17 protein-coding genes are annotated in these 22,567 nt (G+C 74.1%); 2 read left to right on the forward strand and 15 right to left on the reverse strand.

The annotated features are described in order from the left end of the window. Nucleotides 1-71: 71 nt before the first annotated feature. The 7 genes from H9657_RS11290 to H9657_RS11320 all read right to left on the reverse strand — a co-directional run bounded on the left by H9657_RS11290 (nt 72) and on the right by H9657_RS11320 (nt 10,454). Nucleotides 72-3,365: a glycoside hydrolase family 9 protein gene (locus tag H9657_RS11290; RefSeq protein WP_191783437.1), complete on the reverse strand. Its 3,294-nt coding sequence runs from the start codon at nt 3,363-3,365 to the stop codon at nt 72-74. 154 nt (nt 3,366-3,519) lie between these two features. After that, on the reverse strand, nt 3,520-4,476 hold the full coding sequence (gene truB / locus H9657_RS11295; protein WP_191783439.1) for a tRNA pseudouridine(55) synthase TruB: 957 nt from the start codon (nt 4,474-4,476) through the stop codon (nt 3,520-3,522). A 211-nt stretch (nt 4,477-4,687) separates the two neighbouring features. Beyond that, the gene (gene rbfA / locus H9657_RS11300; protein WP_191783441.1) at nt 4,688-5,125 is read right to left on the reverse strand and encodes a 30S ribosome-binding factor RbfA; all 438 of its coding nucleotides are present in this window, start codon (nt 5,123-5,125) and stop codon (nt 4,688-4,690) included. A 161-nt stretch (nt 5,126-5,286) separates the two neighbouring features. Continuing rightward, entirely contained in the window at nt 5,287-8,235 is a 2,949-nt protein-coding gene (infB, locus tag H9657_RS11305) for a translation initiation factor IF-2 (protein WP_191783443.1), read from the reverse strand. A 71-nt stretch (nt 8,236-8,306) separates the two neighbouring features. Further along, complete coding sequence (locus H9657_RS11310; protein ID WP_318241446.1) at nt 8,307-8,780, reverse strand: YlxR family protein; 474 nt, start codon at nt 8,778-8,780, stop codon at nt 8,307-8,309. Then, nucleotides 8,777-9,940 (reverse strand): transcription termination factor NusA, encoded by a 1,164-nt coding sequence (nusA, locus tag H9657_RS11315; protein ID WP_191783447.1) that lies wholly within the window; start codon nt 9,938-9,940, stop codon nt 8,777-8,779. The genes H9657_RS11310 and nusA overlap by 4 nt, the downstream gene beginning before the upstream one ends. Nucleotide 9,941: 1 nt before the next feature. Further along, a complete protein-coding gene (locus H9657_RS11320) occupies nt 9,942-10,454 on the reverse strand; it encodes a ribosome maturation factor RimP (protein ID WP_318241447.1) in 513 nt (170 codons plus the stop codon). 191 nt (nt 10,455-10,645) lie between these two features. Here H9657_RS11320 and H9657_RS11325 point away from each other — a divergent pair, with 191 nt between their 5' ends. Further along, nucleotides 10,646-11,734 (forward strand): DUF4439 domain-containing protein, encoded by a 1,089-nt coding sequence (locus H9657_RS11325; protein WP_191783451.1) that lies wholly within the window; start codon nt 10,646-10,648, stop codon nt 11,732-11,734. A gap of 43 nt (nt 11,735-11,777) precedes the next feature. Here H9657_RS11325 and H9657_RS11330 read toward each other — a convergent pair whose 3' ends face one another. Next, nucleotides 11,778-13,571: a proline--tRNA ligase gene (locus tag H9657_RS11330; protein WP_191783453.1), complete on the reverse strand. Its 1,794-nt coding sequence runs from the start codon at nt 13,569-13,571 to the stop codon at nt 11,778-11,780. 89 nt (nt 13,572-13,660) lie between these two features. Here H9657_RS11330 and H9657_RS11335 point away from each other — a divergent pair, with 89 nt between their 5' ends. Further along, nucleotides 13,661-14,551 carry an Fpg/Nei family DNA glycosylase gene (locus H9657_RS11335; protein ID WP_191783455.1) on the forward strand — a complete coding sequence of 297 codons (891 nt, stop codon included), beginning with the start codon at nt 13,661-13,663 and terminating at the stop codon, nt 14,549-14,551. A 51-nt stretch (nt 14,552-14,602) separates the two neighbouring features. Here H9657_RS11335 and H9657_RS11340 read toward each other — a convergent pair whose 3' ends face one another. The 7 genes from H9657_RS11340 to H9657_RS11370 all read right to left on the reverse strand — a co-directional run bounded on the left by H9657_RS11340 (nt 14,603) and on the right by H9657_RS11370 (nt 22,393). Then, entirely contained in the window at nt 14,603-15,502 is a 900-nt protein-coding gene (locus H9657_RS11340; protein WP_191783457.1) for a GNAT family N-acetyltransferase, read from the reverse strand. A 73-nt stretch (nt 15,503-15,575) separates the two neighbouring features. Then, a complete protein-coding gene (gene ispG, locus H9657_RS11345) occupies nt 15,576-16,712 on the reverse strand; it encodes a flavodoxin-dependent (E)-4-hydroxy-3-methylbut-2-enyl-diphosphate synthase (RefSeq protein WP_191783673.1) in 1,137 nt (378 codons plus the stop codon). Nucleotides 16,713-16,848: 136 nt separating this feature from the next. After that, entirely contained in the window at nt 16,849-18,162 is a 1,314-nt protein-coding gene (locus tag H9657_RS11350; RefSeq protein ID WP_191783459.1) for a M50 family metallopeptidase, read from the reverse strand. Between the two features lie 122 nt (nt 18,163-18,284). Further along, entirely contained in the window at nt 18,285-19,073 is a 789-nt protein-coding gene (locus H9657_RS11355; protein ID WP_318241448.1) for an ABC transporter permease, read from the reverse strand. Next, on the reverse strand, nt 19,070-19,996 hold the full coding sequence (locus H9657_RS11360) for an ABC transporter permease (protein ID WP_191783461.1): 927 nt from the start codon (nt 19,994-19,996) through the stop codon (nt 19,070-19,072). Before H9657_RS11360 ends, H9657_RS11355 begins: the two co-directional genes overlap by 4 nt. Then, nucleotides 19,993-21,183 carry an ABC transporter ATP-binding protein gene (locus H9657_RS11365; protein WP_191783463.1) on the reverse strand — a complete coding sequence of 397 codons (1,191 nt, stop codon included), beginning with the start codon at nt 21,181-21,183 and terminating at the stop codon, nt 19,993-19,995. The genes H9657_RS11360 and H9657_RS11365 overlap by 4 nt, the downstream gene beginning before the upstream one ends. Nucleotides 21,184-21,187: 4 nt before the next feature. Then, nucleotides 21,188-22,393, reverse strand: a complete 1,206-nt coding sequence (locus H9657_RS11370) for a polyamine ABC transporter substrate-binding protein (RefSeq protein WP_191783465.1) — start codon at nt 22,391-22,393, stop codon at nt 21,188-21,190. Between the last annotated feature and the right edge of the window lie 174 nt (nt 22,394-22,567).

The following is a 22,567-nucleotide window of genomic DNA, read 5'->3' on the forward strand; positions in this document are numbered from 1 at the left end:
GGCCGACGACCTCGGCCTCTGAGGACCCCCGCCCGCCCCCGGGCCCCCCCGCCCCGGGGGCGGGCGGTGCGTCAGCTCCCCGAGCGCGGGGTCAGGCGCGCGCCGTCGGTCGCCACCTTCCCGCCGGGGTTCGCGAAGACCGCGCGGTACTGCGTGCCGTGGGCGAGCGGCGTCACCAGGACGCGCAGCGTCGTGCTGCGGGCGAACGGCACGGTGATCCACTTGCCCGAGCCCCAGCGCACCTGCCAGCTCACCGTCGGCGTCGGGTAGCCCGACGCCGCCGCGGAGAAGGTCACGAACGTGCCCATCCGCCCCGACGTGTCGACCGGGTGCTTGACGACCACCGGCGCCTGCTGGGCGACGAGCAGCCGCGCCGTGGCGGTCGTCACCGACCCGGAGGCGTTGGTGAACACCGCCCGGTACTGCGCACCGGCCTTCGCCGCGCTGCCGACGACCTCGAGCGTCGTCGCCGTCGCGCCGGGCACGTCGCGCCACGTCGCACCGTCCCGCACCTGCCACTGCACCTGCGGTGCCGGCGAACCCGACGCCGCGGCCGTGAACGTGGCGGTCGCGCCGAGCGCGACCGTCGCGTCGACGGGCTGGGTGGTCACCACGGGGGCGACCGACGCCGGCGCGCCGTCCTTCTGGTCGGCCGCGAACGACGCGACCCACGACAGCGACGAGTTCCAGTTGATGGTGATCTCGTTGGACGCCCACGAGCTGATCTCGTCGAGGTAGCACATGGCCGGCGCGCAGCCGTCCGCCAGCGTGGCCTGCATGGTCGGGTCCCACGTGCCGCGCATCGAGTTCGGCCCGCCCGCGAGCGAGCCCGGCGGGGGGTGCGGCAGCGACGGGTCGAGCTGTGCCGCGAACCAGCGCGAGTGCTGGTTGTGCGACGACACCGTGCCCCACCCGGTCACGTAGGACTGGTTGAGCGCGTTGCGCCCGAACAGGTAGTCCAGACCCTCGAGGGTGCCGCGCAGGTACCGCTCGTCACCCGTGAGGTCGTACGCCGTGGCGACCACCACGAGGATGTTCGTCACCGAGGAGTTGGAGCCCCAGTCGTAGCCGCCCGACGGGGAGTAGACCGACCCCCATGGCTGCTCCGCCTGTGCCGCCAGGTACGCGTCGGCACCGGCGACGACGGACGCACGCACGGCGTCGCGGTCCGGCAGCGCGTTCGGCACCGTCGCGAGCGTCAGGCGCCCGAGGGCTGCCGTGCCGCCCCAGTGGAACCCGCCGGGACCGAACACGTCACCCGTGTGGTGCGGGCTGGCGGCGACGTCCGCCGCGTACCGGTCCTCACCGGTCGTGACGTACAGCTCCGCCGCGGCCCAGTAGAACTCGTCCGTGACGTCGGCGTCGTCGTAGGGACCACCGCCGTCGCTGCCCGCGGCCGCCGGTGCGTACACGTCGGGGTGCGCGAGCGCGGCCTCGTACGTGCTGCGCGCGGTCGCCAGCAGGGTCGCCGCGAACTCCTCGTCGTAGTCGGCGAAGAGGCGGGCCCCCTGCGCGGCGACGGCCGCGACGTTGAGCGTCGCCGCGGTCGACGGACGGTGCAGCGAGCGCACCTGCGGGTCGTCGGCCGGTGCGAGCGGCAGACCCGTCCACCCCTCGTCGTGGATCTTGTGGTGGACCATGCCGGCGTACTCGCCGGACGGCGCCACCATCTTGCGCATCCACTCCAGCTCCCAGCGCGCCTCGTCGAGGACGTCGGGCACGCCGTTGCCGTGCTCGGGGAGGTCCAGCGTCCCGTCGTCGAGCGCCCCGGCGTCGGCACCGGCAGTCGTCAGCGTGCGCTCGTACGTCGAGAGCAGCTGCGCGACGGCGATGCCGCCGTTGACGACGTACTTGCCGTGGTCACCCGCGTCGTACCAGCCTCCGCTGACGTCCAGCGTGTAGTCGCAGGTCCAGCCGTCGTAGTAGTCGCGCGGCCCGATGCACGGCACGTCGGTGTCGCCCTGGTTGGGCGCGACCCCCACGTGGCCCGCCTCGCGTGCGTACTCCTCGCCGACGATCGAGGCCTCGATGTCGATGCCCGAGCGCGCGAGATAGAAGTAGTTGAGCGCGTCGTAGCGGAGCTGGCCGTACAGGTCCTCGGCGATGGCGAACGGGTGGCTCGTCTCGCCGTCGGCGACGAGCGTGAGGCCCGTGCCGGTGTCCTCGACGTCCGAGAAGTCGATGACGTGCACGTCCTGGCCGGACGACGCGTCGGCCCCGACGAACTCCGTCTCGCCCTGCGCGAGCTCGTCACCGTCGGCGTCGAGCAGCTGCCACGGCACGGCCGCCGTCGCGTCGGTCACCAGCGTCGCGCGCTTGGGGCCGAGCGGCAGGTAGCCCACCTGGTTGACGCGCACCCGCGGGCCGGTGTCCGGCTCGTACGGCGGCGGCGGCGTGGCGGACGTGGTCAACGAGACCTCCGAGAGGCAGAACGTGTACGCGGCGGACTTGCCGAGGTGGATCGCGACCTGGCCGGGCGCGTCACCGTCCGCGGGGAAGGCGAGCCCCGCGGTGAACGGGTACGACAGCGTCGTCTGCTCGACGCCCAGCGGCGCCGCCGACTGCTCGAGGACCATGCGGTAGTCGCCGCCACCCTCACCGACGATCACGCGCACGGGCGTCGCCGGGTCGGTGCGGCCGGTCAGGGTCAGGACGTAGTTCTGGCCCTCCTCGATCGGCAGACCGGTGAAGGACAGACCGGCGTCCCACGGGTTGGCGTTGCCGCCGGGCACCTCGACGCACATCTCGCCGTCGGCGAAGGTCGGGTCACCGGTGCCGTACAGGCCCCACGGGCCCAGGCCTTCGGCGAACGACGTGTGCGGCAGGAGCTCGCTCTCGCTGCTCAGGGAGACGTCGTCGAGGCAGAACGTCCACGCCTCGTCGGTGAACCCGCCGAGCTGGAAGGCGATCTGGCCCTCCGGCGACTCGTCCGTCGCGGTCGCGGGGTACGACGCGGTGGCGGTGAAGGTCTCCTCGACCGTCGTGGCCTGCGACGTCAGCGCGGGCGTCGTGTCCAGCACGGTCCCGTAGGGGGCGCCGTTCTGGCCCACGAGCGCGCGGATCGTCACGTCCGTCGTCGCGCTCGCCGTGTACGCGAACGTGTAGGTCGCGCCCTCCTCGACGGCCACGCCGTTGAGGACGACGCCGACGCCGTACTGGGCGGAGCCGGCGGGGACGTCGACGCACAGCGCACCGCTGCTCGTGTCGATGTCGCCGTCGGTCCCGTACGCGATCCACGCGCCGGGTCCGTCGTCGAAGCCGTCGCCGACCGCGACGGCAGGCAGCAGCCCGACCGCCGCGAGCACGCCCGCGCTGGTGATCGCTGTCGCCGCGCGCAGTGCGCGACGCGTCCTTCGAGAAACCACGTCGTCTCCCCGTGTGTAGGGAGCGCTCCCAGGACCTCGGCGTCCCGGGCACGCTCGTCGTGCGAGCGTCAGGGTAGGTGCGAAGCGGACGAACCGGAAGACCGCCGGGGAGCCGGTGGTCCGTCGAATCGTTTCGTATCGCCGTGACCAGGGCTCACGCGGGAGCGAACACCACCGCCGGGCGCATGCGCGGGCCGCGCCGCTCGACGATCGCGACGAGCGCGCCGTCCGGACCGAGCGCGGCGACGGGCCCTGCGGGCTCGTCGGCCGGGTCGATGCCCTGGCCGTAGGACAGCGCGCGGGCCTCGGGCTCGGTGAGTTCGCGGGCCGGGAGCACCGCCCGCGCGGCGTCGGCCAGCGGGAGCACCGCGACGGCCTCGTCCTCGGGGGTCGCCGCGAGCTCGTCGAGCGTGCGCGCCTGCGCGAGCCCGAACCCCCCGACCCGTGAGCGTCGCAGGGCCGTCAGGTGCCCGCCGACGCCCAGCGCGGTCCCGAGGTCGCGCGCGAGGGCGCGGACGTACGTCCCCGACGAGCAGGTCACCTCGACGTCCACGTCGAGGACCGCTGCGCCGTCGTCCTGCGCGGCGCGCACGTCCAGGACGGCGAACCGCGCGACGTGCACCGGCCGTGCGGCGAGCTCGACCTCCTCGCCGGCGCGCACGAGCGCGTAGGCGCGCTGACCGTCGACCTTGATCGCCGAGACCGAGCTCGGGACCTGCCGCAGGTCGCCCGTCAGCGCCGCCACCTGCACGTCCAGGTCCGCACGCGTCACGTGCGCCACGTCGGCACGTGCGACGACCTCGCCCTCGGCGTCGTCGGTCGTGGTGGTGACGCCGAGCCGCACGGTGGCGGCGTAGTCCTTGTCCGCGCCCGTCACGTACGTCAGCAGGCGGGTGGCACGGCCGATGCCGACCACCAGGACGCCCGTCGCCATCGGGTCGAGCGTCCCCGCGTGCCCGACCTTGCGGGTCGACGCCAGGCGTCGCACGCGTGCGACGACGTCGTGGCTCGTCCAGCCGGCGGGCTTGTCGACGACCAGGACGCCGTCGTCGGCGGTCGGACGCCGCGGTCCCGCCGGCGCACGGCCACGCTCGGCGCGTGCCGCCGTCACGGGTGGGGCCGTGGCGTCGTGCGGGCGTGCGGGCGTGCGGTCGACATGGTCGGCAGGCTATCAACGGATCCGCAGGTCACCGGCGCCAGCCGGGACGCGCGGGCACCGCGGCGCCACCCGGTGTCCGGGGACGACGAGGCCCCCGTGCAGCGAGCTGCGTCGCGGTACGGGGGCCCCGTCACGTCCGGTGCCGCACGTGCAGACGCCGGGCTCAGTCCTCGGTGTCGTCCTCGTCGGGCCGGCGGTACGGGTCGGCCTCGCCGGCGTACCGGGCGCCCGACGCCAGGCGCGCCACCTCGGCGTCGCGGCGCGCCGCCTCGGAGAGCGCGTCCTCGAGGTGCGCGGCGGTCTCCGGCACGGCGTCGAGGTGGAACGCGAGCGTCGGCGTCAGGCGGATGCCCGTCTGCTTGCCGACCTCGGACCGGATCAGCCCCTTGGCGCTCTCGAGCGCCTTGGCGGACCCCTCCCGCGACTCCGCGTCGCCGAGCACCGTGTAGTACACGTCCGCGTGCTGCAGGTCACCGGTGACGCGCACGTCCGTCACGGTGACGAACCCCAGCCGCGGGTCCTTCACCTTCGTGTCGATCATCTGCGCGACGACCTGCTGGACCCGCTCCGCCAGCTTCCGGGCCCGCCCTGAGTCGGCCATGGTCCTGCCTTCCTTCCAGCCCTGCACCCACCGGGGGCGCGAGGGTCTGACGACTGACGGGGGTGGCCGCAGGGAGCGGCGCGTCGGGCCGTGGGCCCGTCGCACCGCTCCCCGAGGCCGCCCGGGAGCGAGCCGATCGGCTCACCCCCGGGCAACGGAACTCACTTCCGCGGCTTCTCCCGCATCTCGAACGTCTCGATGACGTCCTCGACCTGGAGGTCGTTGTACGACCCGAGGCCGATGCCGCACTCGAAGCCCTCGCGGACCTCGGTCGCGTCGTCCTTGAACCGCTTGAGGGACTCGATCGTGAGGTTGTCCGCGACGAGCTTGCCCTTGCGGAGCACGCGCGCCTTGGTGTTCCTGCGGATCTCGCCCGAGCGCACGATCGACCCGGCGATGTTGCCGAACTTGGAGGAGCGGAAGACCTCGCGCACCTCGGCGGAACCGAGCTGCACCTCCTCGTACTCCGGCTTGAGCATGCCCTTGAGGGCCGCCTCGACGTCGTCGATCGCCTGGTAGATGACCGAGTAGAAGCGCACGTCGACGCCCTCGCGGTCGGCCAGCTCCTCGACACGCGGCGCCAGCTTCACGTTGAAGCCGATGATGATCGCGTTGTCCACGGTCGCCAGGTTGACGTCGTTCTGCGTGATCGCACCGACACCGCGGTGGATGACGCGCAGGTCGACCTCGTCGCCGACGTCGATCTTGAGCAGCGCGTCCTCGAGCGCCTCGACGGCACCCGACACGTCGCCCTTGAGGACGAGGTTGAGCGTCTCGACCTTGCCCTGCTGCAGCGCCTGCGTGAAGTCCTCGAGGCTGATGCGCTTGCGACGCTTGGCCAGGAGGGCGGCACGCTCGGCCGCCTCGCGCTTCTCGGCGATCTGCCGAGCGGTGCGCTCGTCGGGCGCGACCAGGAACGTGTCGCCGGCGCGGGGCACCGAGGACAGCCCGAGGACCTGCACCGGACGTGCCGGGCCGGCCTCGGTCACGGTCTCGCCGTGCTCGTCGAGCATGGCGCGCACGCGGCCGTGGGCCGTGCCCGCGACGATCGCGTCACCGACGTGCAGCGTGCCGGACTGGACCAGCACCGTCGCGACGGCACCGCGGCCCTTGTCGAGGTTGGCCTCGATCGCGACACCGCGCGCGTCCTTGTCCGGGTTGGCACGCATGTCGAGGGCGGCGTCCGCGGTGAGCAGGACCGCCTCGAGCAGCTCGTCGATCCCCATGCGCTGCTTGGCGGAGACGTCGACGAACATCGTGTCGCCGCCGTACTCCTCGGCCACGAGGTTGTACTCGGTGAGCTGCTGGCGGATCTTGTCGGGGTTGGCCCCCTCCTTGTCCACCTTGTTGACCGCGACGACGATCGGCACGTTGGCCGACTGCGCGTGGTTGAGCGCCTCGATCGTCTGGGGCATCACGCCGTCGTCCGCCGCGACCACGAGGATCGCGATGTCGGTGACCTGGGCACCACGGGCACGCATGGCGGTGAACGCCTCGTGGCCCGGGGTGTCGATGAACGTGATCGCCCGGTCGACACCCTCGTGCTCGGTGCGGACCTGGTACGCACCGATGTGCTGGGTGATGCCACCGGCCTCGCCCGCGACGACGTCCGTGGAGCGGATGGCGTCGAGGAGCTTGGTCTTGCCGTGGTCGACGTGACCCATGACGGTGACGACGGGCGGACGCGCGACGAGGTCGTCGTCGCCCTCCGCCTCGAGCTCGGCGTCGAGGTCGATGTCGAAGGCCCCGAGCAGCTCGCGGTCCTCCTCCTCGGCCGAGACCATCTCGATGATGTAGCCGAGCTCGGTCGCGAGCGTGCCGAACGTGTCCTCGTCGAGCGACTGCGTCGCCGTCGCCATCTCACCGAGGTGGAACAGCACCGTCACGAGCGACGCGGGGTTCGCGTCGATCTTGTCCGCGAAGTCGTTGAGCGACGAGCCGTGACGCAGGCGGACGACCGTCTTGCCGTTGCCGCGCGGGACGGACACGCCGCCCAGCGACGGCGCCTGCATCTGCTCGAACTCCTGGCGCTTGGCGCGCTTCGACTTCCGTCCGCGGACGGGCCGACCACCGGCGCGACCGAACGCACCCTGCGTGGAGCCGCGACCGGCGCCGCCGGGACGACCGCCACCGCCGGGACGACCGGCGAAGCCGCCGCCACCCGCACCGGGACCGGTACCGCCACCGGGACGACCGGCACCGCCGCCGGCGTAGCCGCCACGACCTGCGCCGCCGCCACGACCGGCCGGAGCCGGACGCTCGCCGGGACGACCGACACCGCTCTGCGTACGACCGGGCATCATGCCCGGGTTGGGGCGCGGCCCACCGGGACGCGGCCCACCGGGACGCGGCCCACCGGGACGCTCGCCTGCACCGGCAGCGGCACCGGCCGCTGCTGCGGGGGCGCTCTCGGCGGGGCGACGGTCACCCGGGCGGGGCATGCCCTGGGACGGCGCGAACGGGTTGTTGCCCGGACGCGGACCACCGGAACGCGACCCGCCGGGGCGCTCGCCCTGACGGGGCATGCCCTGTGCGGGCGCGAACGGGTTGTTGCCCGGACGTGCCGCGGGACGCGGCGCACCCGGACGGGCACCGCCGCCACCCTGGCCACCGGCCTGGGGCGGACGCGGGGCGCCGGGACGGGCGGCCGGAGCAGCGGGCGCGGGACGCCCGGCGGGAGCCGGAGCCTGCGGTGCCGGGGCCTGCGCGGCCGGAGCCTGGGGCGCCGGGGCTGCCGGTGCCTGGGGCGCGGGCGCCTGCGGTGCCGGGGCCTGCGGTGCGGCGACCTGCGGGGCCGGAGCCTGCGGGGCCGGAGCCTGCGGCGCGGCAGCGCGAGCCGGAGCACCCGGGGCGGGCGCGGCGGGCCGCGTCGCTGCCGGGGCACCGGACGGTGCCGGCGCCTTCGGTGCGGCGGGGCGCGCAGGCGCGGCGGGCCGGCTGCTGCCGGAACCGCCGACGGGATAGGTGTCGCGCAGCTTGCGCACGACGGGGGGCTCGATCGTCGATGACGCCGAGCGGACGAACTCTCCGAGCTCGTTGAGCTTGGTCATGATGGTCTTGCTGTCGACCCCGAGCTCCTTCGCGAGCTCGTAGACGCGGACCTTGGCCACATCTCTCCTGTCCTGGTCCGCCCTGGACAGGGTCGGACCGTCGTTAGTGCTGGGTACTCATCGCTGGGTACTCATCGGTGCGTGCTCATCGGGTCGCCATCGGCTTCCAACCCGCTTTCCCTGTCGACGGTCGGTACCGGAGTCGGCTCCGGCACCGTGGTGCTGTGCTGTGGCTGGACCTGCGCGGCGAGCCGCGTCACGGCGCGCTCCACGACCTCGGTCCCCAGGGGGCCCGTGTGCCGCAGCGCCCGTCCGAACGCCCGCCGTCGTACGGCGAGCTCGAGGCAACGCTGGTCGGGGTGCAGCCACGCACCCCGGCCCGGCATCCGGCGGCGCTCGTCCACGACGAGTGCGGTCTCACCCGCACCGACGTCCGACAGCACCACCCTCAGCAAGGCCGACCTGAGGCCGGTCGCACGGCACCCCACGCACGTGCGGACGGGACCCGGTTCGAGCACCGGAGGCGCGGGATCGGGGTTCCGCCTGCTCGGCGAGGAGAGCCGGGCAGCCGGCCCAGCCTCGGTGAGTCTACCGTGCCGAGTCACCGGACGTGACCGGACGCCTCCGGACCGGCCTCGGCGGCGCCGCGCGTCGGGGCTGCGGAGGCCGTGCCCGCGCCCGTCTCGGCGTCCGAGCGGATGTCGATGCGCCAGCCCGTGAGCTTGGCGGCGAGGCGGGCGTTCTGCCCCTCCTTGCCGATGGCGAGCGACAGCTGGTAGTCCGGCACGACGACCCGGGCGGCCCGGGCGACCGGGTCCACGATCGTCACGTCGAGCACCCGGGCGGGCGACAGTGCGTGGGCGATCATCTCGGCCGGGTCGTCGGAGTGGTCGACGATGTCGATCTTCTCGCCGTGCAGCTCGGCCATCACGGCGCGCACGCGTCCGCCCATGGGGCCGATGCACGCGCCCTTGGCGTTGACGCCCGCGACGTTGGCCCGCACGGCCATCTTGGTGCGGTGCCCCGCCTCACGGGCCATGGCGGTGATGTCCACCGTCCCGTCGGCGATCTCGGGCACCTCGAGCGCGAACAGCTTGCGCACGAGGTTCGGGTGCGTGCGCGACAGCGTGATCTGGGGGCCGCGCTGACCGCGCGCGACGTCGAGCACGAACGCCCGCAACCGCTCGCCGTGCACGTAGCGCTCGCCGGGCACCTGCTCGTGCGCGGGCAGCACCGCCTCGACCCCGCCGACGTCCACCAGCACCGTGCGCGGGTCGCGCCCCTGCTGGATGACCCCGCCGAGCACCTCCCCCGCCTTGCTGCGGAACGCACCGAGCACCTGGTCGTCCTCGGCGTCGCGCAGCCGCTGCACGATGACCTGCCGCGCGGTCGCGGTCGCGATACGACCGAAGCCGTCCGGGGTGTCGTCGTACTCCGGCATCTCGGGCGCGGGCGCCGGCGGCGCGGCCGCCACCGCCGGGGCGTCCGACCCGTCCGGGGCCGTCGGCCCGTCCTGCGACGCCTCGTCGTCCTGCGCCTCGTCCGGCCCGGCGCTCTCGGGGGCCACCGGCTCGGGAGCGGGGTCGCGCGCCCACACCGTCACGTGACCCGTGCGGCGGTCCAGCTCGACCCGGGCGCGCGCCTGCGCACCGGGCGTCCGGTGGTAGGCGGAGAGCAGCGCCTGCTCGATGGCCTCGACCAGCACGTCGAGGCTGATCTCCCGCTCGCGCTCGATGAGTCGCAGCGCCTGCATGTCGATGTCCACGTCAGCCCCTCCCTGCCCCGTCCCGGGGGCCGGCGTCGTCGGCCTCGTCGTCGCGTACCGCGGCGAGGTCCACCTGCACACGTGCGTCCCGCACGTCGTCCCACGCCAACGTCACCGGCTCACCCTCGACCGGTCGACGGCCCTTGCCCGGTGCGGTGACCGGCACCACGACCAGGTCCGGCGCGTCGCCGTCGCCCACCCGCTCCAGGCGGCCCGTCAGGGCACCGCCGTCGACCCGCCGCACCACGACCGTGCGTCCTCGTGCCCGCCGCCAGTGCCGCGCGGCGGTCAGCGGGCGCTCCGCACCGGGGCTGCCCACCTCCAGCGTGTAGGCGCTCGGCAGCACGTCGGCCGCGTCCAGCGCGTCCGACACTGCTCGTGTGACGTCACCGACACGGTCCAGGTCGAGCGTCCCGTGGTCGTCCTCACCGAGGTCGACGGTGACGCGCACGACGGTGCTGCGACCGCTCCCGGCGACCTCGAGACCGTCGAGCAGGAGACCGGCACCCGTCACGGCGGCTTCCACGACCTCCCGCACCCGTGGTGCGGTAGCTGGCGCGCCCATGACCTGGCCTCCTGTCGACTCTCCTGCACGATGGGGCGCAGGCGGCGACCCTGTGACGTTGTCCCACCAGCGTAACGACTCCCGGCACCTGCGTCCGACGTGCGCGGCGCCCGGGGACGGTCGTGGCAGGATCGCGCCCGATGCTCCGTCACCGCTCCTCGTCCTGGCGCCCCCGTCCCCCGCGACCGGCTGCGCGGCTGCCACGCGCCGTCGCGGTGCTCGTCGGCGGCGCGCTCGTGCTGGCGGGGTGCGGCGTGCGCCTCGAGACGCCGCCCCCCGTCGAGCCGTCGCCGGACGCGATCGAGCAGGTCCGGGGCCGTACGGTCGACGACGCGCTCGGGCTCGCCGACGCCGCGACGGCGGTCGTGGCGTCCGGGGTGGACGAGCCGGTGCGCGTGGTCCTCGACGACGTGGCGGCGTTCTCGGCGCGGCACGCCGAGGAGCTCGGGGGGGTGTACGACTCCGGTCTGCCCGACCCGACGCCCGCACCGACGCCCACGACGGGCGCTCCGGTGGTGACCGACGTCACCGGACTGCTCGCCGAGCTCGTGGACGACGCGGCGCGCGCGACCCAGGACGCCGACGCCGTGCCGGACCCCGACCTGGCCCGGCTCGTCGCCTCGGTCGCGGTCGCGCGGGACGCGCTCGCCGACCGTCTCGCGGCGGTCGCGGACCTCCCGCGGCCCGCGCCCGGGGCGGACGCGGCGCCGTCCGACGACGCGTCGGGCGACGCCGTCCCGAGCGCGGGCGCCTCGACACCGACGGTCGAGGCGAGCCCGGCGGACGACGCCGACCCGACAGCGGGGTCACCCGCCGCGGCCGCGCTGGCGCTCGCGCACGACGAGGCCGCATGGACCTTCACGGTCCTGGCGGCGCGCAGCAGCGACGCGACGCGCACGACGATGCTCGAGGCCGCAGCGCGGCACCGCACCGCGTCGGACGCCTGGGCACACGCCGCCGGCGTCGTCGGCCGGCCGGCCGACCCGCGACGCGCCGCCTACGCCCTGCCGGCGGGCCTCGACGACCCGACGGTCCTGGAGGCGCTGCCCCGGACGCTCGAGCAGTCGGTGGCCGACGCCAGCGCGGCCGCCGTCGCCCAGGCGGCAGCCGGCGACCGTCTCGACGCGGTGGCGTCGCTGCGGGCCGCGACGGCCGCCGCCGTCGCGTGGGGTGCCGCCGCCGTCCCGTTCCCCGGGATGCCGGAGCTCGGGACGGCCCCGGTCCGCTGAGCCTGCCTGCTCGCGCCGACCGGGGCCGACCCGGACGGTCGGGTCAGCCCGCGACCAGCTCGTCGACGAGCTCGGCGACGCGGTCGGCCGCCGTGGCCACCGGCACCTGCTCGGGCTGGCCGCCGACGCGCGGACGCACCTCGACGAGCCCGTCGGCGAGCCCGCGACCCACGACCACGACGAGCGGGACCCCGAGCAGCTCGGCGTCCGCGAACTTCACGCCCGGCGACGCCTTGGGACGGTCGTCGTAGATCACCTCGACGCCGCGCGCCGAGAGCGTGGTGGCCAGCGCCTCGGCCGCCTCGAAGACCGCCGCGTCCTTGCCCGCCGCGACGACCTGGACGTGCGCCGGCGCGACCTGGGCGGGCCACGCCAGCCCGCGGTCGTCGTGGTTGGCCTCGGCGAGCACCGCGAGCACGCGGGTGACCCCGATGCCGTAGGAGCCCATGGTGACGACCTGCGCCTTGCCGTTGCGGTCGAGCACCGTCAGGCCGAGCGCCTGCGCGTACTTGCGGCCGAGCTGGAAGATGTGGCCGATCTCGATGCCCCGCGCGAGCTCGAGCGGCCCGGAGCCGTCGGGCGCGGGGTCCCCCGCACGCACCTCCGCGGCCTCGACCGTCCCGTCCGCCGTGAAGTCGCGTCCCGCCACGAGGTCGAACACGTGACGCCCCGCCTCGTTCGCACCGGTGATCCAGCGCGTGCCGGGCACCACGCGCGGGTCGAGCAGGTACCGCACCGCGGTGCGCTCGGCGCCGTCGGCGACGGGCACGTTGGGGCCGAGCACCCCGGGCCCGATGTACCCGCGCACGAGCTCGGGGTGCGCCGCGAAGTCGGCGTCACCCGCGGCCTCGACCTCCGCCGGCGCGACGGCCGCCTCGAGACGCTTGAGGTCCACCTCGCGGTCGCCGGGCAGGCCGACCACGACGAGCTCGCGCTCGCCCGTCGGCTGCACGAGGGCGAGCACGACGTTCTTGAGCGTGTCGGCGGCCGTCCACGCGCGGTCCGTGCGCGGCACGCGCTCGTTGGCCAGCGCGACGAGGGAGTCGATCGTGGGCGTGTCGGGCGTGTCCTCGACGTGGGCCTCGGGAGCGTCGGTCCAGTCCAGCGCGTCCGGGACGACGGTCGTGACCGCCTCGACGTTCGCGGCGTACCCGCCCGGCGAGCGCACGAAGGTGTCCTCGCCGATCGGCGTCGGGGCCAGGAACTCCTCCGACCGCGAGCCCCCCATGGCGCCGGACGTGGCGGCCACGATCACGTGCTCGAGCCCGAGCCGGTCGAAGATCCGCTGGTACGCGGCACGCTGCGCCTCGTACGACGCCTGCAGGCCCTCGTCGTCGAGGTCGAACGAGTAGGCGTCCTTCATGACGAACTCGCGTCCACGGATGAGACCGGCGCGCGGCCGCGCCTCGTCGCGGTACTTGGTCTGGATCTGGTACAGCGCGACGGGCAGGTCCTTGTACGACGAGTACAGGTCCTTGACCAGCAGCGTGAACATCTCCTCGTGCGTGGGCGCCAGGAGGTAGTCCCCGCCCTTGCGGTCCTTGAGGCGGAAGATGTTGGGGCCGTACTCGGCCCAGCGGCCGGTGGCCTCGTACGGCTCCTTGGGGAGCAGCGCCGGGAAGTGCACCTCCTGCGCACCGATCGACGCCATCTCCTCGCGCACGACCTGCTCGACCTTCGCCAGGACGCGCAGGCCGAGCGGCAGCCAGGTGTAGATGCCGGGAGCGGCGCGACGGATGTACCCCGCGCGCACGAGCAGCCGGTGGCTGGCGACCTCGGCGTCGGCGGGGTCCTCGCGCAGGGTGCGGACGAACAGCGTGGACATGCGCAGGAGCATGCGACGAGCCTAGTGCGCCCGGCGCCCCGCCCCGACACGCGTCGCCTCCCCGCCTGTCGCCCGTGGGCCTTCGGTGCGAGGATGCGGACGTGCCGGAGCTGCCCGAGGTCGAGGCGCTCGCGCAGTTCCTGCGCGGGCGGACGGTCGGTCGCACGGTGACCCGCGTCGAGGTCGCCGCGATCAGCGCGCTCAAGACGTTCCGACCTCCGCCCGCCGCGCTGCGCGGCGGCACCGTGACGGACGTGACGCGGCACGGCAAGTGGCTCGACATGGTGGTCGACTCCCCCGCGGACGGCACGCTGCACCTCGTGTGGCACCTGTCCCGCGCCGGCTGGGTGCGCTGGTACGACACCCTCCCGGAGCGCCCGGCCCGGCCCGGGAAGTCGCCCATCGCGCTGCGGGTCGGCTTCGACGACGGTGCGGGCCTCGACCTCACGGAGGCGGGGACGCGCAAGCGGCTCGCGGTCCACGTCGTGGCCGACCCCACCGACGTCCCGCCCATCGCCTCGCTGGGCGTCGAGCCGCTCTCGGACGCCTTCACCCCGGAGCGCCTGGGCGAGCTGCTCGCCGCGCGCAACCAGCAGGTCAAGGGCCTGCTGCGCGACCAGGGGACGATCGCGGGCATCGGCAACGCGTACTCCGACGAGATCCTGCTCGTCGCCCGGACCAGCCCGTTCGCACCGACGCGGTCGTACGACGAGGCCCGCACCCGCACGCTGCACGCCGCCATCAGGGACGTGCTCACCGAGGCCGTGGCCACGGCCGGGGGCCGGCCCGCCGCCGAGCTCAAGGACGCCAAGCGACGCGGCATGCGGGTGCACGGGCGCACCGGGGAGCCGTGCCCGGGATGGGACGGCACCCCCTGCGGGGACACCGTGCACGAGGTGTCGTTCGCCGACTCCTCGCTGCAGTACTGCCCCACGTGCCAGACGGGCGGCAAGCCGCTGGCCGACCGGCGCATGTCACGCCTGCTGCGCTGAGCGACGCGTTCACGGCCGGCCCGCCGGCCGGGAGGTGCTGGTCGAGCCGGCTCAGAACAGGACGGTCGCGTACGCGCCGACCTCCCGGAACCCGACGGCCTCGTAGGCACGTACGGCCCGCGTGTTGTACCCGTTGACGTAGAGCGAGACGACCGGGGCGATCTCGGCGCGCGTCGCCTGCGCCACGGCCGCCATGCCGCTCTCCGAGAGCCGCTCGCCTCGCCGTTCCGGGTCCACCCACACGCCCTGGACCTGGGCCACGCCGCCCGCGACGGCGGGCACCTCGGCCTTGAACACGACGCGGGGCCGGCGCAGGCCGCCGACGCGGTCGACGAGCACGAACGAGCGTCCGTCCTCGACGAGCCGACGCACGCGCAGCTCGTAGGGCCCGCCGGGACCGCTCGCCGGGGAGTACCCGACCTCCTCGGTGAACATCCGGACGCACGCCGGCAGGACGAGGTCGTACTCGTCGGGCCGCGACCTGCGCACGCGCGGGTCCGGCGTCACCAGCGGGTCGGTGTCCAGCACCATCGACGGCTGGTGCGAGCGCACCTCGCGCTCGACGGGCCAGGCGCCACGCAGCCGTGACCACAGCCCGAGCACGGCGTCGGCCGGTCCCACGATCGACGAGCACCTGCGGCCACGGGTGCGGCCCAGCTCCGCGAAGGCGGACAGCGCGCGGGACGTCACGTCCGCGTCGAGCCCGCCGACCACGGGCACGAGGTTGGCGCCGACCCAGCAGACGGCCAGCAGGACGTCGTCCTCGGCGTACCCCCACAGCTCGCCGCCCGCGCGACGCACGCCGCCCGAGGCCGCCTGCTCCAGCCGGCTCGCGGCGAGCACCGAGCCGACGGCGTCGGTCGCGCAGACGGCGAGGGCCGCCGGGACGTCGGCGTCGCCGAGCACGACCGCGCCGGTGCGCCCGGACAGCGTCGCCGGCGGCATCACCATGGGCTGATTGTGCCCCACGTCACACCGCCCTGTCGCACGGACGGGGTCACCTGCCGTCCACGTCACGCTCGGCTCAGCCGACGCTGACGACGGGAGCGCCCTGACCCGCCTCGACGGGGTCCATGGTCTCGGCGAGCCGCATGGCCTCCTCGATGAGCGTCTCGACGATCATCGACTCGGGCACGGTCTTGATGACCTCGCCCTTGACGAAGATCTGCCCCTTGCCGTTGCCGGACGCCACGCCGAGGTCGGCCTCGCGGGCCTCACCGGGGCCGTTGACGACGCACCCCATGACGGCGACGCGCAGCGGCACCTCCATGCCCTCGAGCCCGGCGGTCACCTTCTCCGCGAGCGTGTACACGTCCACCTGGGCGCGTCCGCAGGAGGGGCACGACACGATCTCGAGCTTGCGGGGCCGCAGGTTGAGCGCCTGCAGGATCTGGATGCCGACCTTCACCTCCTCGACGGGAGGTGCGGACAGGGACACCCGGATCGTGTCGCCGATGCCCTTGCTCAGCAGCGCGCCGAACGCCGTCGCGGACTTGATCGTGCCCTGGAACGCCGGGCCCGCCTCGGTCACGCCGAGGTGCAGGGGCCAGTCGCCGCGCTCGGCGAGCAGCTCGTACGCCCGGACCATGACGACGGGGTCGTTGTGCTTGACGCTGATCTTGAAGTCACGGAAGCCGTGCTCCTCGAACAGCGACGCCTCCCACACGGCGGACTCGACGAGCGCCTCCGGCGTGGCCTTGCCGTACTTGGCGAGGAGCCGCGGGTCGAGCGACCCGGCGTTGACGCCGATCCGGATGGAGACGCCCGCGTCGGTGGCGGCGCGTGCGATCTCCCGCACCTGGTCGTCGAACTTGCGGATGTTGCCGGGGTTCACGCGGACCGCGGCGCAGCCGGCGTCGATGGCCGCGAAGACGTACTTCGGCTGGAAGTGGATGTCGGCGATGACGGGGATCTGCGACTTGCGCGCGATCGTGGGCAGCGCCTCGGCGTCGTCCTGGCTCGGCACCGCGACGCGCACGATGTCGCACCCGGAGGCCGTCAGCTCGGCGATCTGCTGGAGCGTCCGGTTGATGTCGGTCGTCGGCGTGGTCGTCATCGACTGCACCGAGACGGGGGCGTCGCCGCCCACCTCGACCTTGCCGACACGGATCTTGCGGGACGCACGCCGCGGGGCCAGCACAGGGGCGGGCGCCTGCGGCATGCCGAGGCTGATCGGGGTGCTCACCGTCCCATCATCCCACCCCGGCGCCGTGCGCACGGCGGGTCGGGCGCCCGCCGGTCACATGCGCACCGAGCCGTCACCGGACGTCCACGCGCGAGCGCGTCCGCGGCCGTCGTCAGCCGATCCGGACGGGGTCGACGATGTCGACGTACACCAGCAGCAGCCCGACCCCGCCGAGCACGACGAACACCGTGTACGCGAGGGGCACCAGCAGCGCCGAGTCGGCAGGTCGGGGCCGCGCCATCCCCCGCACGCGCGCGAGCTGACGACGTGCCCCCTCCCACAGGGCCGTCACGACGTGGCCGCCGTCCAGCGGCGGCAGCGGCAGCAGGTTGAAGACGAAGAGCGCGAGGTTGAGCATCGCGAGCGTCGAGAGCAGGCCGGCCGCACGCACGCCGACGGTCTCGCCCTCCATCGACGCGATCTCGCCGGCGAAGCGCCCGACGCCCACGGGCCCGACGATCGAGGTCTGGTCCCGCTCACCACCCGAGACCGTCGTGGACACCAGGTCGGCCACCCGCGCCGGCAGGGTGATGACGACCTTGGCGGTCTGCCACGTCGCGGACGCCGCGATCGAGACCGCCTTGCCGACGGACTGCCGCTGGATCTCCATCGCCGGGCCGACCCCGAGGAAGCCGACCTCACGCGTGAGGACCTCGCCCGCGTCGTCGGTGACGGCCATGCCGTCGGCGTCGGTCACGGGCCGCTCGGCCACCACGGGTGTCACCGCGAGCTCGACCTGCCGGCCGTCGCGCTCGACGACGAGCGGCACGGTGCGGTCGCCGCTCTCGCGGATCATGCCGCTGACCTGCGGCCACGACGTCACCTCGACGCCGTCGTAGGAGACGAGACGGTCGCCGGGGCGCAGGCCGGCGGCCGCGGCGGGTGCCGCCGGGTCGTCGGCGCCGCACGTGGTGCCGGCCGGCGCGTCGACGGCCACGATGCACTCCGAGACGCTCGCGACGGTCGTGCCCGCGACCGGCACGCCGATCCCGACGTACGCGACGATCAGCAGCACCACGGCGATGACCAGGTTCATCACGGGGCCGCCGAGCATGACGACGAGCTTCTTCGGCGTGGACAGCCGGTAGAACGCGCGGTGGTCCTCCCCCGGCCGGATCTCCTCGGCACTGGCCGCGCGCGCGTCGGCGGCCAGTCGCTGCCACCACCCGCGCGGTCGACCCGCCCCGACGGCCTCGTCGGTGGGGTACATGCCGATGAGGCGCACGTACCCGCCGAGCGGCAGCGCCTTGATCCCGTACTCGGTCTCCCCCCGGGTGCGCGACCAGAGGGTCGGGCCGAACCCGACCATGTACTGGCTCACGCGCACGCCGAACCGCTTGGCCGGCACCATGTGGCCGACCTCGTGCAGCGCGATCGACCCGAGCAGGACCACGACGAAGACGAGCACCCCGACGAGCGTCTCCACGACACCACCTCCCGCAGGGCCGGACGGCCCCCTGATCCGCGGACAGGGTACGTCCGCGCCCTCCCATCATCCGCCCCGGCGGGCGCCGCGACCGCACCGGCGTCCCCCGGCCGGCGCAGTGCTCAGCGCCGCCGACGGGCCCGCGACGCGACCCGGACGAGCACCACGACGAGCAGCGCGAGGACGAACATCGCCGAGCTGATCACGTTGGCCTGCGGCGGGATGCCGCGGGTCGCGGACACGTAGACGAACTTGGGGAACGTCTCGAATCCGCCGGAGGTGAAGTTCGTGACGATGAAGTCGTCGAAGCTCAGGCTGAACGCCAGCAGCGCCGCGGCACCGATGCCCGGCAGCAGCAGCGGGAACGTCACGCGCCAGAACGTCTGCCACGGGCTCGCGTACAGGTCGGCCGCCGCCTGCTCGAGCGCGGGGTCCAGCGTCGCCACGCGCGCCTTGACGGCGACGACGACGAAGCTGAGGCAGAACATCACGTGCGCGACCACCACGGTGCCGAAGCCGAGCGGCACCCGCAGGGACAGGAACTGCGACACCAGCGCCGCGCCGAGGACGACCTCGGGCGTGGTCATCGGCAGCAGGACCAGCAGGTTCACGGCCCCGCGGCCGCGGAACCGGGCGCGCACGAGCGCGACGGCGAGCAGCGTGCCCAGCGCCGTGGCGACCAGGGTCGCCAGGAGGCCGACCTGGAGCGACCCGACGAGCGCCGAGCACACGCGCGGCGCGCCGCAGGGGTTGCGCCACGCGTCGAGCGTGAAGCCGCGCCACACGAGGTTGGTCTTGCCGCCGTCGTTGAACGAGAACAGGACGGTGTAGGCGATCGGCACGAGCAGGAAGACGAAGCCGAGCGCCGCGAACGCCGGCACGACGGCCGCGCCGGGACGCACCCGGCTCACACGAGCTCCTCGGTGCCCGCGCGCCGCACGTACAGCGACACCAGGGTCAGGATGGCGACCATGAGCACGACCGAGAGCACGGCCGCGGTCGGGTAGTCGACGGTGCGGAAGAACCGCTGGTCGATCACCTGCCCGATCATCGTCGTCGTGGTGTTGTTGCCGAGCAGCGAGGAGTTGACGTAGTCCCCCACCGCGGGGATGAACGTCAGCAGGGTCCCGGCCACGACGCCGGGCGCCGACAGCGGCAGCGTCACGGTGCGGAAGGTCGTCAGGGGCGTCGCGTACAGGTCCGTGCCCGCCTCCAGCAGCCGCGGGTCGAGCCGCTCGAGGGACGCGAACAGCGGCAGCACCATGAACGGCAGGAACGAGTACGTCAGGCCGATGACCACGGCCGCGGGCGCCGCCGACAGTCGGCCGTCGGGCGGCAGGACGTGCAGCCAGCGCAGCGCGCCCACCACCTCCCCCTGGTCCGCCAGGATCTGCTTCCACGCGACGGTCCGCAGGATGAAGCTCGTGAAGAACGGTGCCACGACGAGCACGACCAGCAGACCCTGCAGGCCGGGCCGCCCCCGGGCCCGCACGGCGATGACGTAGGCCATGGGGTAGCCCACGAGCAGCGCCGCCACCGTCGCGACGGCCGCGAACCCGAACGAGCGCGCGAGCTGCGGCGCGAACTGCGCGAGGGCCTCGGGGTAGTTCTGCCAGCGCAGCGCGGGCGTGTACTCGCCCAGCTCACCGCCCGGCACGCGCGCGTAGAACGACGTCGCGAGCAGCACGCCCACCGGCAGGACGAAGAAGACCACGAGGTACAGCACGCCGGGCGCGAGCAGCCGGCGCGCCCCGCGCCCCGCACCGGCCGCCTGCGGCGACGCCGCTTCGGTGCCCGCCTGCTCCGGCCCCCCGAGCGCCGCGACGACGCTCACGGCTCGTCGCCCGGCCCGAGGGTCCCCGCACCGACCTCCTGGTGACCGTCGAGCGCGAAGGTGTGCGGCACGTCCCAGGCGAGCCGGACGACGCTGCCGGGCGCGTGGACGGACCCGCCGCCGAGGTTCTGCGCGAAGACGCCGAACGTGCCGAGCCCCTCGACCCGCACCTGGTACTGCGTGCTCACCCCCGCGAACGACGTGTCCACGACCGTGCCGGGACCGAGCTCGTTGTCACCGCCGCGGGCGTCGTCGCCCGCGGCGACCAGCCGCACCTTCTCCGGACGCACCCCCACCAGCACGTGCCGGGCGCCCGGCACGCTGCGGTGCGCGGGGACCCGCACGCGCGCGCCGCCGACGTCCACGCCGAGGGTCCTGCCCCCGTCGAGCGTCTCGACGACCGTGCCGCGCACCAGGTTGGACTGCCCGAGGAAGTTGGCCACGAACGCGGTCCGCGGGTGCTCGTACAGGTCCGCCGGACCGCCCAGCTGCTCGATCCGGCCGTGGTTCATGACCGCGACCGTGTCGGCCATCGTCATGGCCTCCTCCTGGTCGTGGGTGACGTGGACGAACGTGATGCCGACCTCGGCCTGGATCGCCTTGAGCTCCACCTGCATCTGGCGGCGCAGCCGGAGGTCGAGCGCTCCCAGCGGCTCGTCCAGGAGCAGCAGCGCGGGGCGGTTGACCACCGCACGTGCCAGCGCGACCCGCTGCTGCTGGCCGCCCGACAGCTGGGAGGGCCGCCGCTGCGCGAGGTGCGCGAGCTCGACGAGCTCGAGCGCCTCCAGCGCACGCGCGCGCACGTCGCGCGCGCGGCGCCGGCGCAGGCCGAACGCGACGTTCTCCAGCACGCTGAGGTGGGGGAACAGCGCGTACGACTGGAACACCGTGTTGACGGGCCGCCGGTGCGCCGGCGCGCCGGTGACGTCACGTCCCGCGAGGCACACGGTGCCCGCCGACGGCCGCTCCAGCCCGGCGACCATGCGCAGCGTCGTCGTCTTGCCGCAGCCCGACGGGCCCAGCAGCGCGAAGAACGTGCCGGACGGCACCGCCAGCGACAGCTCGTCGACCGCCACGACGTCGCCGAAGCGCTTGGTGACCGACCTGAGCTCGAGCGCAGTGCCACCCCCGTCGGCCGGCGCCGCGCCGGGCTCGACGGCGGCTGCCCGCGTCCCGACGGTGGTCACGCTCTCACGCGCCGATCGCGGCGAGGAACTGGCCGTTGTAGCGCTCCTCCTCGGCGGGGGTCAGGGTCCGGAACACGTGGACCTGGGACAGGATCTCGTCGGTCGGGAAGATGAGGGGGTTCTCGGCCATCTCCGGGTCCGTCTGCGCCATGACCTCCTGGGCGCCCTGCACGGGGGTGATGTAGTTGACCCACGCGGCGACCTCCGCGGCGACCTCGGGCCGGTAGTAGTAGTCGAAGAGGTCCTCCGCCTTGGCCTTGTTGCGCGACGCCTTCGGCACCATGAGGTTGTCGCTCCAGAGCATGCCGCCGGCGTCGGGGATCGCGAACGCGAACCGGCCGTCGTACTCGTAGTTGAGCGACGTGATGTCACCGGACCAGGCGAAGCACGCCACCGCGTCACCCGAGGCGAGGTCCTGGAGGTAGGAGTTGCCGCGCACCTGACGGATCTGCCCGTCGTCGAGGTGCCGCTGCACGACGTCGAGCGCGTCGAACCAGTCGTCCGTGGTCCAGCCCGCCGCCGGGTCCATGCCGTTCTCGAGCATGATGAGCCCGATCGTGTCGCGCATCTCCGAGAGCACCTCGACGCGCCCCTTGTACCGGGGGTCCCACAGGTCGGAGACCGAGCGCAGCCCGTCGGGGATCGCCTGCGTGTCCCACGCGATGCCGGCGAACCCGGACTGCCACGTCAGCGAGAACCTGCGCCCGTCGTCGAAGTCGACGCCGTCGAGGTTGGGCAGGATGTTGGCGGCGTTGGGGATGCGCGAGCGGTCGAGCTCGGCGACGTACTCCTGGCGGATCCACCGCGCCGTCATCCAGTCGGTCAGGGTGACCACGTCGTACCCGATGTCCTGCCCGCTCTCGAGCTGGCGCGCGACCTTGCCGTAGAACGAGTCGTTGTCCTCGATGTCCTCGGAGTAGTCGACGTCGATCCCCGACTCCGCCTCGAACGCGGCGAGCGTCGGGAAGGTCGTGCCCTCCTCGTCCTGGTCGAGGTACACGGTCCAGTTCGCCCAGCGCAGCGGACCGCCCGACCCGCCGCCCTCGCCCGCCTGCGTCGGCCCCGCCGTCCCGCACGCGCCGAGCAGCGCACCCGTGCCGGCCGCACCTGCCGCGCCCGCGAGGAAGCGGCGCCGGGAGATGCCGCGGGCCTGGCGGACCAGCTCGCGCACGCGCGGGTCACCCGGTACGGCACGTCGGTCGCTGCTCATGTGGCTCCTCTCGCGCGGGCCGTTGCTCGGCCCGCGTGGGTCGGCGCGCACCGGCCGGTGCGCGCACAAGGAATTCGTTGCCGGCACAGCCGCTCGCAACGAAATGTCTGCAGCGACGGAACACCAGCGACGAAGAACGTCGTCGACAGGGTGACGGCGCGCACATGTTACGGG

This window comes from Cellulomonas avistercoris, assembly GCF_014836445.1.
Classification (GTDB): Bacteria; Actinomycetota; Actinomycetes; order Actinomycetales; family Cellulomonadaceae; genus Cellulomonas; species Cellulomonas avistercoris.

Bases quoted from the DNA above. Each gene is read 5' to 3' on its own strand.
- H9657_RS11330 (WP_191783453.1), bottom strand. From the start codon at position 13,571: ATGCTCCTGCGCATGTCCACGCTGTTCGTCCGCACCCTGCGCGAGGAC.
- H9657_RS11370 (WP_191783465.1), bottom strand. From the start codon at position 22,393: ATGAGCAGCGACCGACGTGCCGTACCGGGTGACCCGCGCGTGCGCGAG.
- H9657_RS11325 (WP_191783451.1), top strand. From the start codon at position 10,646: ATGCTCCGTCACCGCTCCTCGTCCTGGCGCCCCCGTCCCCCGCGACCG.
- rbfA (WP_191783441.1), bottom strand. From the start codon at position 5,125: ATGGCCGACTCAGGGCGGGCCCGGAAGCTGGCGGAGCGGGTCCAGCAG.
- H9657_RS11340 (WP_191783457.1), bottom strand. From the start codon at position 15,502: ATGGTGATGCCGCCGGCGACGCTGTCCGGGCGCACCGGCGCGGTCGTG.
- ispG (WP_191783673.1), bottom strand. From the start codon at position 16,712: ATGCCGCAGGCGCCCGCCCCTGTGCTGGCCCCGCGGCGTGCGTCCCGC.